At 54.0% G+C, this 15707-nt stretch carries 15 protein-coding genes; 8 read left to right on the top strand and 7 right to left on the bottom strand.

The window, feature by feature from the left end; all coding sequences use genetic code 11:
• Window positions 1-7: 7 nt before the first annotated feature.
• Genes pxpA through ybgI form a run of 4 tightly spaced genes read right to left on the bottom strand, consistent with a single transcriptional unit; the run spans window position 8 to window position 3080 of the window.
• Window positions 8-742 carry a 5-oxoprolinase subunit PxpA gene (gene pxpA, locus A7098_RS01185; RefSeq protein ID WP_000687119.1) on the bottom strand — a complete coding sequence of 245 codons (735 nt, stop codon included), beginning with the start codon at window positions 740-742 and terminating at the stop codon, window positions 8-10.
• Window positions 732-1664 (bottom strand): 5-oxoprolinase subunit PxpC, encoded by a 933-nt coding sequence (gene pxpC, locus A7098_RS01190; protein ID WP_000912703.1) that lies wholly within the window; start codon window positions 1662-1664, stop codon window positions 732-734. Before pxpC ends, pxpA begins: the two co-directional genes overlap by 11 nt.
• The gene (gene pxpB / locus A7098_RS01195) at window positions 1658-2314 is read right to left on the bottom strand and encodes a 5-oxoprolinase subunit PxpB (protein ID WP_001188352.1); all 657 of its coding nucleotides are present in this window, start codon (window positions 2312-2314) and stop codon (window positions 1658-1660) included. Before pxpB ends, pxpC begins: the two co-directional genes overlap by 7 nt.
• 22 nt (window positions 2315-2336) lie before the next feature.
• Window positions 2337-3080: a radiation resistance protein YbgI gene (gene ybgI, locus A7098_RS01200; protein ID WP_105280201.1), complete on the bottom strand. Its 744-nt coding sequence runs from the start codon at window positions 3078-3080 to the stop codon at window positions 2337-2339.
• 270 nt (window positions 3081-3350) lie between these two features.
• On the opposite strand from ybgI, the gene dtpD reads away from it, so the two are divergent.
• Complete coding sequence (gene dtpD, locus A7098_RS01205) at window positions 3351-4832, top strand: dipeptide permease DtpD (RefSeq protein WP_105280202.1); 1482 nt, start codon at window positions 3351-3353, stop codon at window positions 4830-4832.
• Between the two features lie 125 nt (window positions 4833-4957).
• Here dtpD and phrB read toward each other — a convergent pair whose 3' ends face one another.
• The 3 genes from phrB to A7098_RS01220 all read right to left on the bottom strand — a co-directional run bounded on the left by phrB (window position 4958) and on the right by A7098_RS01220 (window position 7190).
• On the bottom strand, window positions 4958-6376 hold the full coding sequence (gene phrB / locus A7098_RS01210; RefSeq protein ID WP_105280203.1) for a deoxyribodipyrimidine photo-lyase: 1419 nt from the start codon (window positions 6374-6376) through the stop codon (window positions 4958-4960).
• Complete coding sequence (locus tag A7098_RS01215; RefSeq protein ID WP_105280204.1) at window positions 6373-6882, bottom strand: YbgA family protein; 510 nt, start codon at window positions 6880-6882, stop codon at window positions 6373-6375. The genes phrB and A7098_RS01215 overlap by 4 nt, the downstream gene beginning before the upstream one ends.
• Window positions 6883-6983: 101 nt before the next feature.
• Window positions 6984-7190 carry a YbfA family protein gene (locus A7098_RS01220; protein WP_000424926.1) on the bottom strand — a complete coding sequence of 69 codons (207 nt, stop codon included), beginning with the start codon at window positions 7188-7190 and terminating at the stop codon, window positions 6984-6986.
• A gap of 313 nt (window positions 7191-7503) precedes the next feature.
• On the opposite strand from A7098_RS01220, the gene kdpF reads away from it, so the two are divergent.
• The 7 genes from kdpF to A7098_RS24075 all read left to right on the top strand — a co-directional run bounded on the left by kdpF (window position 7504) and on the right by A7098_RS24075 (window position 15607).
• A complete protein-coding gene (gene kdpF, locus A7098_RS01225) occupies window positions 7504-7593 on the top strand; it encodes a K(+)-transporting ATPase subunit F (protein ID WP_001365534.1) in 90 nt (29 codons plus the stop codon).
• Window positions 7593-9266: a potassium-transporting ATPase subunit KdpA gene (gene kdpA, locus A7098_RS01230; protein WP_032224954.1), complete on the top strand. Its 1674-nt coding sequence runs from the start codon at window positions 7593-7595 to the stop codon at window positions 9264-9266. The genes kdpF and kdpA overlap by 1 nt, the downstream gene beginning before the upstream one ends.
• A 22-nt stretch (window positions 9267-9288) precedes the next feature.
• The gene (gene kdpB, locus A7098_RS01235) at window positions 9289-11337 is read left to right on the top strand and encodes a potassium-transporting ATPase subunit KdpB (protein ID WP_105280205.1); all 2049 of its coding nucleotides are present in this window, start codon (window positions 9289-9291) and stop codon (window positions 11335-11337) included.
• An 8-nt stretch (window positions 11338-11345) separates the two neighbouring features.
• Complete coding sequence (kdpC, locus tag A7098_RS01240) at window positions 11346-11918, top strand: K(+)-transporting ATPase subunit C (protein WP_105280206.1); 573 nt, start codon at window positions 11346-11348, stop codon at window positions 11916-11918.
• Complete coding sequence (gene kdpD / locus A7098_RS01245; protein WP_105280207.1) at window positions 11911-14595, top strand: two-component system sensor histidine kinase KdpD; 2685 nt, start codon at window positions 11911-11913, stop codon at window positions 14593-14595. The genes kdpC and kdpD overlap by 8 nt, the downstream gene beginning before the upstream one ends.
• Window positions 14592-15269, top strand: coding sequence for a two-component system response regulator KdpE (gene kdpE / locus A7098_RS01250; RefSeq protein WP_000186069.1), 678 nt, complete (start codon window positions 14592-14594; stop codon window positions 15267-15269). The genes kdpD and kdpE overlap by 4 nt, the downstream gene beginning before the upstream one ends.
• 233 nt (window positions 15270-15502) lie before the next feature.
• Window positions 15503-15607: a leader peptide SpeFL gene (locus tag A7098_RS24075; protein WP_211180488.1), complete on the top strand. Its 105-nt coding sequence runs from the start codon at window positions 15503-15505 to the stop codon at window positions 15605-15607.
• Window positions 15608-15707 lie beyond the last annotated feature (100 nt).

Raw genomic sequence — 15707 nt, forward strand, 5'->3', positions numbered from 1 at the left:
AGCGGGATTATGCTGCGACAACAATCCCCTTTTTGGTAAATGTAGCGCGTAGTCGGCGGGCGAACGCCAGTGCGTGCTCGCCGTCGCCATGCAGGCAGACCGTTTGCGCCGTGACCTTCGCCCATTCGCCGGTGATACTTTTGACTCTGCCGTGTTGCACCATCTCCAGCGTCTGCGCCAGCGCCTGTTCTTCGTTTTCAATCAACGCGCCTGGCTGGCTTCGCGGCACCAGCGAGCCGTCAGCCTGATAACCGCGATCGGCAAACACTTCCTCGCGCGTTGTCAGGCCATTACGCTTGCCTGCACGGATCAGCTCGCTTCCCGCCAGCCCGACAAGAATCAATGCCGGATCGCAAGCGTATACCGCTCTGGCGATGGCATCTGCCAGTTGTGCGTCTTTCGCCGCCTGGTTATACAACATACCGTGCGGTTTGACGTGGCGCATCACACCACCTTCTGCACGGACAATCGCTGCCAGCGCGCCAATTTGATACAGCGTCTGGGCATAAACCATTTCCGGCGGCAGTTGCATGGCGCTACGACCAAAATTTTCCCTGTCGGGAAAACTCGGGTGCGCGCCAATCGCTACGCCATTTTTTATTGCTTCACGCACGCAAGCCTGCATGGTTTGCGCGTCGCCTGCATGAAATCCACAGGCAATATTGGCTGAGGAAACCAGCGTTAACAGTTCAGCGTCACTGGCACAGCCTTCGCCCAGATCGGCGTTCAGGTCAATTTTCATTGTGCAGCCGCCACGCTAATTGTTCGAAATAACGTTGCTGATCTTGCCGCGCTTTTAGTGCCTCTTCCAGTGAACACTGGACAAAATGAATGGGCTGTCCGAGTGGGATTTGCGCCAGATGATACATGTCGGCTTCAATAATGCAGGCAATGCGCGGGTAACCGCCGGTGGTTTGCGCGTCGTTCATTAGCACAATGGGCTGCCCGTTATGCGGCACCTGCACCACGCCCGGCAGCAAACCGTGAGATAACAGTTCACGATCGGTGGTGCGTTTTAAGATTTGCCCCTGCAAGCGATAGCCCATCCGGTTGCTTTGCGGGCTAAGTTGCCAGGGCGAACGCCAGAATGCATCCTGCGAGGCGCGATCGAACTCATGATATTCCGGCCCCGGCAAGGCGCGAATGCGGTTGCCCCACAGTAGCTGTTTAACGCCCTGTGCTTCCATAAAATCCCGCTTCGCTTTGCCAATCGGGAGTCGGTCACCATCCTTTAGTAAACGCCCTTCCAGCCCGCCAATCCCCACTTTGAGATCGGTACTGCATGACCCCATCACTGGCGGGACATCAATACCGCCCGCCACCGCCAGATAGCTACGAACGCCATGTTGCGGACGTTTAAGGGTTAAACGCTGGCCTGCTTTCATCGGCAAGCGCCAGCCGGTCCAGACGGCGTTATCATCCAGCCGCGCTTCACAACCTGCTCCGGTCAGGGCAAACCAACCATCGCGTTCAAATTCAACCGTTAACTGACCGAGCGTAATTTCCAGTGCGGGAGCGTTGGCATCATTCCCCACCAGCAGATTAGCAATGCGCAGCGCGGGTATATCCAGTGCGCCGCAATGGCTGATACCCGACTGGCGAAAACCGTGGCGACCGCCATCCTGCACAGTGGTATACATGCCCGCACGAATAATCTTCAGCATACTCCCTCCTTCTGGGGTACAAAGCGCACGCTATCTCCAGGACGTAATAAGATGGGTTCGTCACGCGCCGGATCAAACAGGCTGAGTGAGGTATGACCAATCAACTGCCAGCCACCCGGCGTTGCCAGCGGATAAACACCGGTCTGCGGCCCGCCGATCCCGACAGAACCTGCCGGAACGAGCAAGCGCGGTTCAGCGCGCCGTGGCGTGTGTAGTTGTTCCGGCAAGCTCCCGAGATACGGGAAGCCCGGTTGAAAACCTAAAAACCAGACCACGTATTCCACGGAGGAGTGCAATTCAACAACCTGTTTCTCGCTCAACCCACAATGCGCCGCGACCACCGCCAAATCCGGCCCGCCAGCGCCGCCGTAAACCACCGGGATTTCGATATGGCGTGACTCCGGTTCCAGCGCCTCACTCTCCTCCCACCAGCGTTGCAAACGCTCAATGGCATCCAGCGCCAGCGACTCAGGATTGCGCAAAATCACCGTGATATTGTTCATGCCGGGAATGGCTTCCACCACATTCGGCATATCCACCAGACGCTGCGCCAGTCGCCAGATCCGTTTCTGGCTAGCCAGCGTCACTGGCGGTTCCAGTTCCAGCACTACCGCCGTTTCACCTATCAGATAACAACGCGCTCGTTGCACTTTCGATCCCTCTGATTATTCGTTATGCAGGATTAGGAATATCAATAAAGGTCACATCAAGATCGGTATTTTCATTCAGCCACTCGCTCAATGCGCGAATACCACCGCGTTCAGTGGCATGGTGACCCGCAGCATAAAAATGCAATCCCTGCTCGCGGGCTGAATGAATGGTCTGTTCAGAAACTTCGCCAGTAATAAAAGCATCCACGCCAAAACGCGCGGCGCTATCGATAAAACTTTGCCCGCCGCCCGTGCACCAGGCGACGCGTTTCACTACATCAGGTCCGGTATCGCCACACCACAACGGCTTGCGTCCCAGACGCGCTTCAATCCAGGAAGCCAGTTCCAGCCCCGGCACAGGCATGGTCAGTTCGCCCCACGGCACCAACGGCTCAATTTCGCCCATGACCGTGATCCCCAGTAACGCCGCCAGTTGTGCGTTATTACCCAGCTCCGGATGTGCGTCCAGTGGCAGATGCCAGCCATACAGGTTGATATCATTCGCCAGCAAGGTTTTTAAACGGTTACGCTTCATGCCGCGAATTACCGGCGATTCGCCTTTCCAGAAATAGCCATGATGCACAATGACCGCATCCGCGCCCAGACGCACCGCTTCATCGAGCAGCGCCTGGCTGGCGGTGACACCGGTAACAATTTTTTGCACCGTCTCTTTGCCTTCCACCTGCAAACCATTCGGCGCGTAATCACTTATCGCCGCGCTGTTCAGTTTCTCGTTAATCCGTTGTTCCAGTTCGGTGTTTTTCATCTTCGCGCCTTCCGTATTCTGATAGCTACACCGTTAACATAGCGTTACCTCGCCTGTTCGTCGATAGCCAATCTTTTGACATATTAAGAAACAAACAGGCGGCCAAAAGGCGCAAATTGTTTATTTCACCACACCTCAGTTCATGTATATTTATGCAAACAGACAGCATATTGCATAAATAATCAGATCTGTATCAAGGTTTTAACTTTAAGGAAACACACGCACACCGCGCTTTTATTACGTGGCGTCGCATCCAACTGTGGAATTATTATGAATAAACACGCATCACAGCCGCGCGCTATCTACTACGTTGTCGCGCTACAAATCTGGGAATATTTTAGCTTCTACGGAATGCGCGCCCTGCTGATTCTCTATCTCACCAATCAACTGAAGTACAACGATACCCACGCTTACGCGTTATTCAGTGCCTACTGTTCACTGGTATATGTCACGCCAATTCTTGGCGGTTTCCTGGCCGATAAAGTGCTCGGCAACCGTATGGCGGTAATGCTGGGAGCGTTGTTGATGGCGATCGGGCATCTGGTGCTGGGCGCCAGCGAGATCCATCCGACATTCCTCTATTTGTCGCTGGCGATTATCGTCTGCGGCTATGGCCTGTTTAAATCCAACGTCAGTTGCCTGCTTGGCGAACTCTATGAGCCAACCGATCCGCGTCGTGATGGCGGTTTCTCGCTGATGTATGCGGCAGGTAACGTGGGTTCTATTATCGCCCCAATCGCCTGTGGTTACGCCCAGGAAGAATACAGCTGGGCAATGGGCTTTGGCCTGGCTGCGGTCGGGATGATCTCCGGGCTGGTCATTTTCTTATGCGGCAATCGTCATTTCGCTCATACCCGGGGCGTTAATAAAGAGGTGCTGTGTGCGAAAAACTTTCTCCTGCCAAACTGGGGATGGCTGCTGGTTCTGCTGGTCGCAATGCCCGCGCTGATTACTGTATTGTTCTGGAAAGAGTGGTCGGTATACGCCTTAATTGTTGCCACGGTGATTGGACTGGCGGTGCTGGCAAAAATTTATCGCCAGGCAGAAAATCAGAAACAGCGTAAAGAACTGGGGCTGATTGTTACCCTTACCTTCTTCAGTATGTTGTTCTGGGCCTTCGCACAACAGGGCGGCAGTTCGATTAGCCTTTATATCGACCGTTTCGTTAACCGCGATATTTTCGGTTATACCGTTCCTACGGCGATGTTCCAGTCGATTAATGCCTTCGCGGTCATGCTGTGTGGGGTGTTCCTTGCGTGGGTGGTAAAAGAGAGCGTCGCGGGAAATCGTACCGTGCGCATTTGGGGAAAATTTGCTCTTGGCCTCGGTCTGATGAGCGCCGGATTCTGCATTCTGACCTTAAGCGCCCGCTGGTCTGCGATATATGGACACTCTTCCCTGCCACTGATGGTTCTGGGGCTGGCAGTGATGGGCTTTGCCGAACTGTTTATCGATCCGGTAGCCATGTCGCAAATTACGCGTATTGAAATCCCCGGCGTGACCGGCGTATTAACCGGAATTTATATGCTGCTTTCCGGCGCGATTGCGAACTATCTGGCTGGCGTCATTGCCGATCAGACATCGCAAGCTTCGTTTGATGCTTCCGGGGCGATCAACTATTCCATCAATGCATATATTGAAGTGTTTGATCAAATCACCTGGGGCGCACTGGCGTGTGTAGGACTGGTACTGATGATTTGGCTGTACCAGACGCTGAAATTCAGAAACCGCGCACTGGCGCTGGAGTCTTAATAAGCGCCTGATGCGACGCTGACGCGTCTTATCACGCCTGGATGGCTCATTAAATTTGCACTATCAGGCCGGATACGGCGTTCACGCCGCATCCGGCAACTGGGCACAATTGCCCGACGAGTCTGTTATTTCCCCTTCCTCGCCGCCTCATACGCTGCCAACGTTCGTACTCTCGCTTCTTTGTGATCGACTATCGGTTGCGGATAATCCAGCGTCACACCTGCTTTCTCTGCCCACTTCCACGGCTCATGCACCGATTTTCCCGGCACATCGCGCAGCTCCGGTAACCACTGGCGGATAAACTCGCCTTCGCGGTCAAATTTCTCGCCCTGGGTTGTCGGGTTGAAAATACGAAAATACGGCGCAGCATCGGTTCCGGTGGAAGCCGCCCACTGCCAGCCGCCGTTATTGGCTGCCAAATCACCATCAATCAGCTGCGACATGAAATACCGCTCCCCTTCGCGCCAGTCAATCAACAAATCTTTCACCAGAAAGCTAGCTGTGATCATCCGCAGACGGTTATGCATCCAGCCAGTGTTGTTAAGCTGACGCATGGCGGCATCGACAATCGGGTATCCCGTTTTGCCTTCCTGCCAGGCCTTTAAATGCGCGGGATTGCTTTGCCACTGTACGCGGTCAGTCCAGGCAATAAACGGACGATGTTTACACAGCGAGGGGTAATACGTTATCAGGTGACGGTAAAACTCGCGCCAAATCAACTCATTAAGCCAGACGCTACCTGCCCCGCCCTCCATCGCCTGCGGTTGTTCCGCCAGCAGGCGATGTAAACACTGGCGAGGCGATAATCCTCCCGTTGCCAGACTAGCGGACAAACGGCTGGTGCCTTCCACTGCCGGGAAATCACGCTGTTGCTCGTACAGCCCTGCTCCGTTCTGGCAAAACTGGCGTAATTGCGCAATCGCCACTTTTTCTTCCACCGGGAAATATGCTGTGTCGAAAGGCTGACGAGGGTAATTCAGCGAAATGGATGGTGCGGGGTCTATCGATCCGCTACTACGTACTTTAGGTGCAGCGACGCACTCCGGCATCCCTTCCCGCAGCCGTTTCAGCCAGGCATTTTTAAATGGCGTAAAGACTTTGTACATCTCATGGTTACCGGTCATCACCGCGCCAGGTGGCAGGATCACGCTGCCATCAAATCCTTCACACACCACGTTACAAAGCGTTTTCTCAACCAGAGCATCCCGCGCTCGCTCATTCACTTCATACTGATAGTTATAAAACAAATGGGTAATGCCGTTTTCCACGCACACCTGTTTAACCATTTCGACGCTGGCAGCAAAGTCATCCACTTCATGAAATAACAAAGGAATACCTTTTTCCGCCAGCGCGATTTGTAGCCCGTTCAGTTGAGCATTGATAAGTTCAGCCTGACGCGGCGACATATTATGCGCTGCCCACTGCTGCGGTGTGGCAATAAACAGCGCCACCACGTGTGCAGATGAATTGCGGCAGGCAGCAGCCAGCGCGAGATTATCGTGCAGACGTAAATCCTGGCGAAACCAGACCAGATGGGTGGTCATAAAACTCCTGCATGGCGCAAGTTAATAACACGCGGCCAAAGTTCGAAATAACGTTGCCCTGAAAGCCAGGCATTAGGATAAAGCGCCATATAGTGTTTGATACGCATCAGCGGCGCAAGAAGCGGTTGCTCGCCACATCGATAACTGTCGATAAGCGCCGCCAGTTGCTGACGTTCTGTGGAATCAAGATGGGGACGAAAATACCCCTGAACGTGCATCAAAACGTTGGTGTGATCGCGCGGGTTGGCGGGGTGAGAAAGCAAAATAATTACGCGCTGGCGATACTGGTTGTAATACTCCTCCAGATTATGCCACTGGTGAATATCTGCCACGAACGGGCCGAGCTTGCGGTACTCGGGCTGAGAATGAGCCAGAAATACGAGTTTATAGCGGCTGTGATAATCGAGAAGCGCCGCGCGAGTTAAGCCTCGCTCTTTAAGACGGTGTAACTCGTGCAAAGCAAAAATGCGGATAAGGGTGCTGTCATCAAAAAGTTGCTGATTCATTACTGCTCCTGAGCGGTTTACAGGAGTAAGTGTAGACGGCGAAAACAAAAAAACCGCCAGCGTTTCCGCTGGCGGTTTTCTTTGAACTTAGTGTTTAGCAATCAATAAAAATCACCGGTTGCCTTTTCGGCCTGATCCATCCACACCGGTTTCTCGCTGGTTTTCGACCAGACGCGATGCAGGTAGCTGTAAAAGCGGGCGCGGTCTTTCCAGAAAAGCATGAAAGGCAGCGCCAGTACGCCCGCTGCAACCGCATAAGTACGGCGTAAAAAGATAAGCCATGCAGGATATTCTCTGTAGAGTTCCATACTTTTCTCCCCCTTTTTGTATCTACCCGGTGAATGGCACCGGAAAAATGAATTTGTTTATCTGATGAAAATAGTACCGCCTTTTGTGTAATTTTACTACTCATCCGACCACTTATTTTTGCTTATTGATGGTTTATTTACATTCACCGTGTAATTAAGTTACATGAAAGTTAAATTAATACTAATCATTAGTTAAATCATGGCTTTTGCCATTTTTATACTTTTTTTACACCCCGCCCGCAGATTTTTGCGAAATCTTTGCAGCCAGAATTCTACCCTTCCGGTATCACTTTTAGGCCACTGGAGGTGCACTGTGAGTGCAGGCGTGATAGCCGGCGTATTGCTGGTGTTTTTATTACTGGGTTATCTGGTTTATGCCCTGATCAATGCGGAGGCGTTCTGATGGCTGCGCAAGGGTTCTTACTGATCGCCACGTTTTTACTGGTGCTGATGGTGCTGGCGCGCCCTTTAGGCAGCGGGCTGGCGCGGCTGATTAATGATATTCCTCTTCCCGGTACGGCGGGCGTTGAGTGCGTACTCTTTCGCGCACTTGGCGTCTCTGGTCGCGAGATGAACTGGAAGCAATATCTCTCTGCCATTCTCTGCCTGAACATGCTGGGGCTGGCGGTGCTGTTTTTTATGTTGCTCGGTCAGCACTATCTGCCGCTTAATCCGCAGCAGTTGCCGGGGCTGTCGTGGGATCTGGCGCTCAATACCGCCGTCAGCTTTGTCACTAATACCAACTGGCAATCTTATAGCGGTGAAACCACGTTGAGCTATTTCAGCCAGATGGCGGGTTTAACAGTGCAAAATTTTCTTTCTGCCGCCAGCGGGATTGCGGTGATTTTTGCCCTCATCCGCGCATTTACCCGCCAGAGCATGAGCACGCTCGGCAATGCCTGGGTCGATCTGCTACGCATCACGTTATGGGTGTTAGCCCCTGTGGCGTTGTTGATCGCACTGTTTTTTATTCAACAAGGTGCGCTGCAAAATTTTCTGCCCTATCAGCCGGTGACGACCGTTGAAGGTGTACAACAACTGTTACCGATGGGACCGGTAGCTTCTCAGGAAGCGATCAAGATGCTCGGCACTAACGGCGGCGGTTTCTTTAATGCCAACTCGTCGCATCCGTTTGAAAACCCAACAGCACTGACCAACTTCGTGCAAATGCTGGCGATCTTCTTGATCCCAACGGCGCTGTGTTTTGCCTTTGGCGAAGTGGCGGGCGATCGCCGCCAGGGGCGCATGTTGCTGTGGGCGATGTCGGTGATTTTTGTCATCTGCGTAGGCGTGGTGATGTGGGCAGAAGTTCAGGGTAATCCGCATCTGCTGGCACTCGGCGCAGACAGCAACATCAATATGGAAGGTAAAGAGAGCCGTTTTGGCGTGCTGGTCAGTAGCCTGTTTGCAGTCGTGACTACAGCAGCTTCCTGCGGTGCGGTGATTGCGATGCATGATTCGTTTACCGCTCCTGGTGGCATGGTGCCGATGTGGTTGATGCAAATTGGTGAAGTGGTATTCGGCGGCGTTGGTTCTGGCCTTTACGGCATGATGCTGTTCGTCCTGCTGGCGGTGTTTATTGCCGGGCTGATGATTGGTCGCACACCGGAATATCTGGGTAAAAAAATCGACGTGCGCGAGATGAAACTGACCGCGCTGGCGATTCTGGTCACCCCGACGCTGGTGTTGATGGGCGCGGCGCTGGCGATGATGACCGACGCCGGACGTAGCGCCATGCTCAACCCTGGACCGCATGGTTTTAGCGAAGTGCTGTATGCCGTGTCGTCCGCCGCCAACAACAATGGCAGCGCCTTTGCCGGCTTAAGCGCCAACTCACCATTCTGGAACTGTTTACTGGCGTTCTGCATGTTTGTCGGTCGCTTCGGGGTGATTATTCCGGTGATGGCGATTGCCGGTTCGCTGGTGAGTAAAAAGAGCCAACCCGCCAGCTCCGGCACGCTGCCTACGCACGGCCCGCTGTTTGTTGGCCTGTTAATCGGCACCGTGTTGCTGGTTGGCGCACTGACCTTTATCCCTGCCCTGGCGCTTGGTCCGGTGGCGGAATATCTCTCCTGATGATCTTGAGTGAGCACTGAATATGAGTCGTAAACAACTGGCGCTATTCGAACCAACACTTGTCGTTCAGGCGCTGAAAGAAGCGGTGAAAAAATTAAACCCGCAGGCGCAATGGCGCAATCCGGTGATGTTTATCGTCTGGATAGGCAGTCTGCTGACCACCTGTATTAGCATCGCGATGGCAAGCGGCGCGATGCCTGGCAATGCGCTGTTTAGCGCGGCAATTAGTGGCTGGCTGTGGATCACCGTGCTGTTCGCTAATTTCGCCGAGGCGCTGGCAGAAGGCCGCAGTAAAGCGCAGGCCAACAGTCTGAAAGGGGTCAAAAAAACTGCCTTTGCCCGCAAGCTGCGTGAGCCGAAATATGGCGCTGCGGCGGACAAAGTTCCTGCCGATCAACTACGTAAAGGTGACATCGTGCTGGTAGAGGCAGGCGATATTATCCCCTGTGATGGTGAGGTTATTGAAGGTGGCGCATCGGTTGATGAAAGCGCCATCACCGGGGAATCAGCACCGGTGATCCGTGAATCCGGCGGCGATTTTGCCTCCGTCACTGGCGGTACGCGTATTCTTTCTGACTGGCTGGTGATTGAATGCAGCGTTAACCCCGGCGAGACATTTTTGGATCGGATGATCGCAATGGTGGAAGGCGCACAGCGACGTAAAACGCCGAACGAGATTGCCCTGACCATCCTGCTGATTGCCCTGACCATCGTCTTTTTACTGGCAACCGCAACGCTATGGCCATTTTCTGCCTGGGGCGGTAACGCGGTCAGCGTAACGGTACTGGTGGCGCTGCTGGTCTGTCTGATCCCAACGACTATTGGCGGCTTGCTTTCAGCGATCGGCGTCGCCGGGATGAGCCGGATGCTGGGTGCGAATGTTATCGCCACCAGCGGACGTGCCGTTGAAGCGGCGGGCGACGTTGACGTTCTGCTGCTGGATAAAACCGGCACCATCACGCTAGGTAACCGTCAGGCGTCGGAGTTTATCCCCGCGCAGGGCGTAGAGGAAAAAACGCTGGCCGATGCCGCACAACTGGCTTCGCTGGCCGACGAAACGCCGGAAGGCCGCAGTATTGTGATCCTCGCCAAGCAGCGTTTTAACCTGCGCGAGCGCGATGTGCAGTCGCTTCACGCTACTTTTGTGCCGTTTACTGCGCAAAGCCGGATGAGTGGGATCAACATCGATAACCGTATGATCCGTAAAGGTTCTGTCGATGCTATTCGCCGCCATGTTGAGGCTAACGGTGGTCACTTCCCTGCCAATGTCGATCAAAAAGTTGATAACGTTGCGCGTCAGGGGGTCACGCCGCTGGTGGTGGTGGAAGGTTCCCGTGTGCTGGGCGTTATTGCACTGAAAGATATCGTCAAAGGCGGCATTAAAGAGCGTTTCGCCCAACTGCGTAAAATGGGCATTAAAACGGTGATGATTACCGGCGATAACCGTCTGACTGCCGCCGCGATTGCTGCGGAAGCGGGCGTCGATGATTTCCTCGCCGAAGCGACACCAGAAGCCAAGCTGGCGTTGATTCGTCAGTATCAGGCAGAAGGCCGTTTAGTGGCGATGACCGGCGACGGCACCAACGATGCTCCGGCGCTGGCGCAGGCAGATGTCGCGGTGGCGATGAACTCCGGCACCCAGGCAGCGAAAGAAGCGGGCAATATGGTGGATCTCGACTCCAACCCGACCAAGTTGATCGAGGTGGTGCACATTGGCAAACAGATGCTGATGACCCGTGGCTCGCTGACCACCTTCAGCATTGCCAACGATGTAGCGAAATACTTCGCCATTATTCCGGCGGCGTTCGCGGCAACGTATCCGCAGTTAAATGCGCTGAACATTATGCGCCTGCATTCGCCCGACTCCGCCATTCTCAGTGCGGTGATTTTCAACGCCTTGATTATCGTCTTTTTGATTCCTCTGGCGTTAAAAGGCGTGAGTTATAAACCGCTTACGGCTTCTGCCATGTTGCGCCGTAACTTATGGATTTACGGTCTGGGTGGGCTGCTGGTGCCGTTTATCGGTATCAAAGTGATTGATTTACTGCTGACCGTTTGCGGTCTGGTGTGAGGGTTACCATGAGTGGATTACGTCCGGCATTATCGACATTTCTCTTTCTGTTATTGATCACTGGCGGTGTTTATCCGCTACTGACCACCGCGCTGGGGCAATGGTGGTTTCCCTGGCAGGCCAACGGTTCGTTGATTCGTGAAGGTGATACGGTACGCGGCTCAGCGTTAATCGGGCAGAATTTTACCGGCAACGGCTATTTTCATGGTCGCCCATCGGCAACGGCAGAAATGCCCTATAATCCACAGGCTTCTGGCGGGAGTAATCTGGCGGTCAGTAACCCTGAACTGGATAAACTAATAGCCGCACGCGTTGCTGCATTACGGGCCGCTAACCCGGATGCCAGCGCGAGCGTTCCGGTTGAACTGGTGACGGCATCGGCAAGCGGGCTGGACAATAATATCACCCCGCAAGCGGCGGCCTGGCAAATCCCACGCGTGGCGAAAGTGCGTAATCTCAGCGTTGAACAGCTCACGCAACTGATCGCAAAATACAGCCAACAACCGCTGGTGAAATTTATCGGCCAGCCGGTCGTCAACATTGTTGAACTCAATCTGGCGCTGGATAAACTTGATGAATAACGAACCCTTACGTCCCGACCCCGATCGTCTGCTGGAACAAACTGCCGCGCCGCATCGGGGGAAGCTGAAAGTTTTCTTCGGTGCCTGTGCAGGCGTCGGGAAGACCTGGGCGATGCTGGCAGAAGCACAGCGACTGCGGGCGCAAGGGCTGGATATTGTGGTTGGCGTGGTAGAAACCCACGGTCGGAAAGATACTGCCGCAATGCTGGAAGGGCTGGCTGTTCTGCCGCTAAAACGCCAGGCGTACCGTGGGCGGCACATCAGCGAGTTTGATCTCGATGCTGCCCTCGCCCGCCGTCCGGCACTGATCTTAATGGACGAACTGGCGCACAGTAATGCGCCAGGTTCCCGTCATCCCAAACGCTGGCAGGACATCGAAGAGCTGCTGGAAGCTGGCATTGATGTTTTCACTACCGTCAACGTTCAGCACCTGGAAAGCCTGAACGATGTGGTCAGCGGCGTCACCGGAATTCAGGTACGGGAAACCGTGCCTGATCCTTTTTTTGATGCTGCCGACGACGTGGTGCTGGTGGACCTGCCCCCGGACGATCTGCGTCAACGGCTGAAAGAAGGCAAAGTCTACATTGCCGGGCAGGCGGAGCGCGCCATTGAACATTTTTTCCGCAAAGGCAATCTGATCGCCCTGCGCGAACTGGCTCTGCGCCGTACTGCCGATCGCGTAGATGAACAAATGCGCGCCTGGCGGGGACATCCTGGCGAAGAGAAAGTCTGGCACACGCGTGACGCGATCCTTTTATGCATCGGCCATAACACCGGCAGCGAAAAACTGGTTCGCGCGGCGGCGCGGTTGGCCTCGCGCCTGGGCAGTGTCTGGCACGCGGTGTATGTTGAAACCCCTGCCCTGCATCGCTTACCGGAGAAAAAACGTCGGGCAATTCTCCGCGCCTTACGTCTGGCGCAGGAGCTGGGCGCAGAGACGGCAACACTTTCTGATCCAGCGGAAGAAAAAGCCGTAGTGCGTTATGCCCGTGAACATAATCTCGGCAAGATTATTCTCGGTCGTCCGGCCTCGCGCCGCTGGTGGCGTCGGGAAACGTTTGCTGACCGACTGGCGCGCATCGCCCCCGATCTCGATCAGGTGCTGGTCGCGCTTGATGAACCACCCGCCCGCACGATTAACAACGAGCCGGATAGCCGCTCTTTTAAAGACAAGTGGCGGGTACAGATTCAGGGATGCGTGGTTGCCGCCGCGTTATGCGCCGTTATCACCTTAATTGCCATGCAGTGGCTGATGGCGTTTGATGCCGCCAACCTGGTGATGCTGTATCTGTTAGGCGTGGTAGTGGTGGCGCTATTTTATGGGCGCTGGCCTTCAGTGGTCGCCACCGTCATTAATGTGGTGAGTTTCGATCTCTTTTTTATCGCTCCACGCGGCACGCTCGCCGTCTCTGATGTGCAATATCTGCTGACCTTCACGGTGATGTTAACCGTCGGACTGGTGATCGGGAACCTTACTGCTGGCGTGCGTTATCAGGCGCGGGTAGCCCGCTACCGCGAGCAACGCACACGGCACTTATATGAAATGTCGAAAGCCCTGGCGGTAGGCCGCAGTCCGCAGGATATCGCCGCCACCAGCGAACAGTTTATTGCCTCCACGTTTCATGCCCGCAGCCAGGTATTGTTACCCGATGACAATGGAAAATTGCAGCCATTGACACATCCGCAAGGAATGACGCCGTGGGACGATGCCATCGCGCAGTGGAGTTTTGATAAAGGCCTGCCTGCGGGCGCGGGCACCGACACGTTACCCGGCGTGCCGTACCAGATTTTGCCGTTAAAAAGCGGCGAGAAAACCTACGGTCTGGTGGTGGTGGAACCGGGGAATCTGCGCCAGTTGATGATCCCGGAACAGCAGCGCCTGCTGGAGACGTTTACGCTGTTAGTTGCCAATGCCCTGGAACGCCTGACGCTGACCGCCAGCGAAGAACAGGCGCGGATGGCAAGCGAACGTGAACAGATCCGCAACGCCCTGCTGGCGGCACTTTCGCATGATTTACGCACTCCGCTTACGGTGCTGTTCGGTCAGGCTGAAATCTTAACGCTCGATCTGGCAAGCGAAGGATCGCCCCACGCCCGCCAGGCCAGCGAGATTCGCCAGCATGTGCTGAACACTACCCGACTAGTGAATAATCTACTGGATATGGCGCGAATTCAGTCCGGCGGCTTTAATTTGAAGAAAGAGTGGTTAACGCTGGAAGAAGTGGTCGGCAGCGCGCTGCAAATGCTGGAACCGGGATTATCGTCGCCCATCAACCTTTCTCTGCCAGAACCGCTGACTTTAATCCACGTTGACGGACCACTCTTTGAACGGGTGCTGATTAATCTGCTGGAGAACGCGGTGAAATACGCGGGTGCGCAGGCCGAAATTGGTATTGATGCCCACGTTGAGGGCGAGAAGCTACAACTGGATGTCTGGGATAATGGCTCCGGTCTTCCGCCAGGCCAGGAGCAGACGATATTCGATAAGTTTGCGCGTGGGAATAAAGAATCGGCGGTGCCGGGTGTAGGGCTTGGGCTGGCAATTTGTCGGGCGATTGTGGATGTACACGGCGGCACCATTACCGCGTTCAACCGACCGGAAGGTGGTGCCTGTTTTCGTGTTACACTTCCCCAGCAAACTGCCCCTGAACTTGAAGAATTTCATGAGGATATGTGACAAACGTTCTGATTGTTGAAGATGAACAGGCTATTCGTCGGTTTCTGCGCACGGCGCTGGAGGGCGATGGTATGCGCGTCTTTGAGGCCGAAACGCTGCAACGCGGCTTACTGGAAGCGGCAACCCGCAAGCCGGATTTAATTATTCTCGATCTCGGTCTGCCCGACGGTGATGGGATTGAGTTTATCCGCGACCTGCGCCAGTGGAGCGCGGTGCCGGTGATTGTGCTTTCCGCACGTAGTGAAGAGAGCGACAAAATCGCCGCGCTGGATGCCGGAGCTGATGATTACCTGAGTAAACCGTTTGGCATTGGCGAGCTTCAGGCTCGTCTGCGCGTCGCCTTACGCCGCCATTCAGCCACCGCCGCGCCCGATCCGGTGGTGAAATTTTCTGATGTTACCGTCGATTTAGCGGCTCGGGTGATCCATCGCGGTGAGGAAGAGGTGCATCTCACCCCGATTGAGTTTCGCCTGCTGGCGGTGCTGCTTAATAACGCCGGGAAAGTGCTCACCCAGCGCCAGTTACTCAACCAGGTGTGGGGGCCAAATGCGGTTGAACACAGCCACTATTTGCGGATTTATATGGGGCATCTGCGGCAAAAACTGGAACAAGACCCGGCTCGGCCTCGCCATTTTATTACTGAAACCGGTATTGGGTATCGGTTTATGCTTTGAATATTAATTTTAATACATCCTGCCTTTTATTAATTAAAGCCGTAATAATAAATACGGCTTTTTATCTTAAACAACACACAAAAATAACAATTCAATATTTTATATTACTGAGTAAAAAGCTCATCATTAAATAAATTAAGGTTGATCATTTTTTATTGATCACCTTCACAGTTCAAACGTATTTCCTGGATAGAATACCTTCACCTTCATTCACATCAGGAAAGGTAAATTAAATGGAAAATAACAGCCGCACTATGCCCCATATAAGGCGGACAACTCATATTATGAAGTTTGCTCATCGCAATAGCTTCGACTTTCACTTCTTCAATGCCCGTTAGTCTATCGACTAAGGGCACTTCAGCGTACAGGTCTTCCTGACTCTCTGTATTACAGGCATAAGTCTGTATTCCGCAGTGCTCATTCTCTGTTAACCCTTGT

The organism is Escherichia sp. MOD1-EC7011 (assembly GCF_002965005.1).
Lineage (GTDB): Bacteria > Pseudomonadota > Gammaproteobacteria > Enterobacterales > Enterobacteriaceae > Escherichia > Escherichia ruysiae.

Excerpts from the sequence above, each read along its gene's own strand:
- pxpA (WP_000687119.1), bottom strand. The coding sequence starts at position 742 with ATGAAAATTGACCTGAACGCCGATCTGGGCGAAGGCTGTGCCAGTGAC.
- pxpC (WP_000912703.1), bottom strand. The coding sequence starts at position 1,664 with ATGCTGAAGATTATTCGTGCGGGCATGTATACCACTGTGCAGGATGGC.
- ybgI (WP_105280201.1), bottom strand. The coding sequence starts at position 3,080 with ATGAAAAACACCGAACTGGAACAACGGATTAACGAGAAACTGAACAGC.
- dtpD (WP_105280202.1), top strand. The coding sequence starts at position 3,351 with ATGAATAAACACGCATCACAGCCGCGCGCTATCTACTACGTTGTCGCG.
- phrB (WP_105280203.1), bottom strand. The coding sequence starts at position 6,376 with ATGACCACCCATCTGGTCTGGTTTCGCCAGGATTTACGTCTGCACGAT.
- A7098_RS01215 (WP_105280204.1), bottom strand. The coding sequence starts at position 6,882 with ATGAATCAGCAACTTTTTGATGACAGCACCCTTATCCGCATTTTTGCT.
- A7098_RS01220 (WP_000424926.1), bottom strand. The coding sequence starts at position 7,190 with ATGGAACTCTACAGAGAATATCCTGCATGGCTTATCTTTTTACGCCGT.
- kdpA (WP_032224954.1), top strand. The coding sequence starts at position 7,593 with ATGGCTGCGCAAGGGTTCTTACTGATCGCCACGTTTTTACTGGTGCTG.
- kdpB (WP_105280205.1), top strand. The coding sequence starts at position 9,289 with ATGAGTCGTAAACAACTGGCGCTATTCGAACCAACACTTGTCGTTCAG.
- kdpC (WP_105280206.1), top strand. The coding sequence starts at position 11,346 with ATGAGTGGATTACGTCCGGCATTATCGACATTTCTCTTTCTGTTATTG.
- kdpD (WP_105280207.1), top strand. The coding sequence starts at position 11,911 with ATGAATAACGAACCCTTACGTCCCGACCCCGATCGTCTGCTGGAACAA.
- A7098_RS24075 (WP_211180488.1), top strand. The coding sequence starts at position 15,503 with ATGGAAAATAACAGCCGCACTATGCCCCATATAAGGCGGACAACTCAT.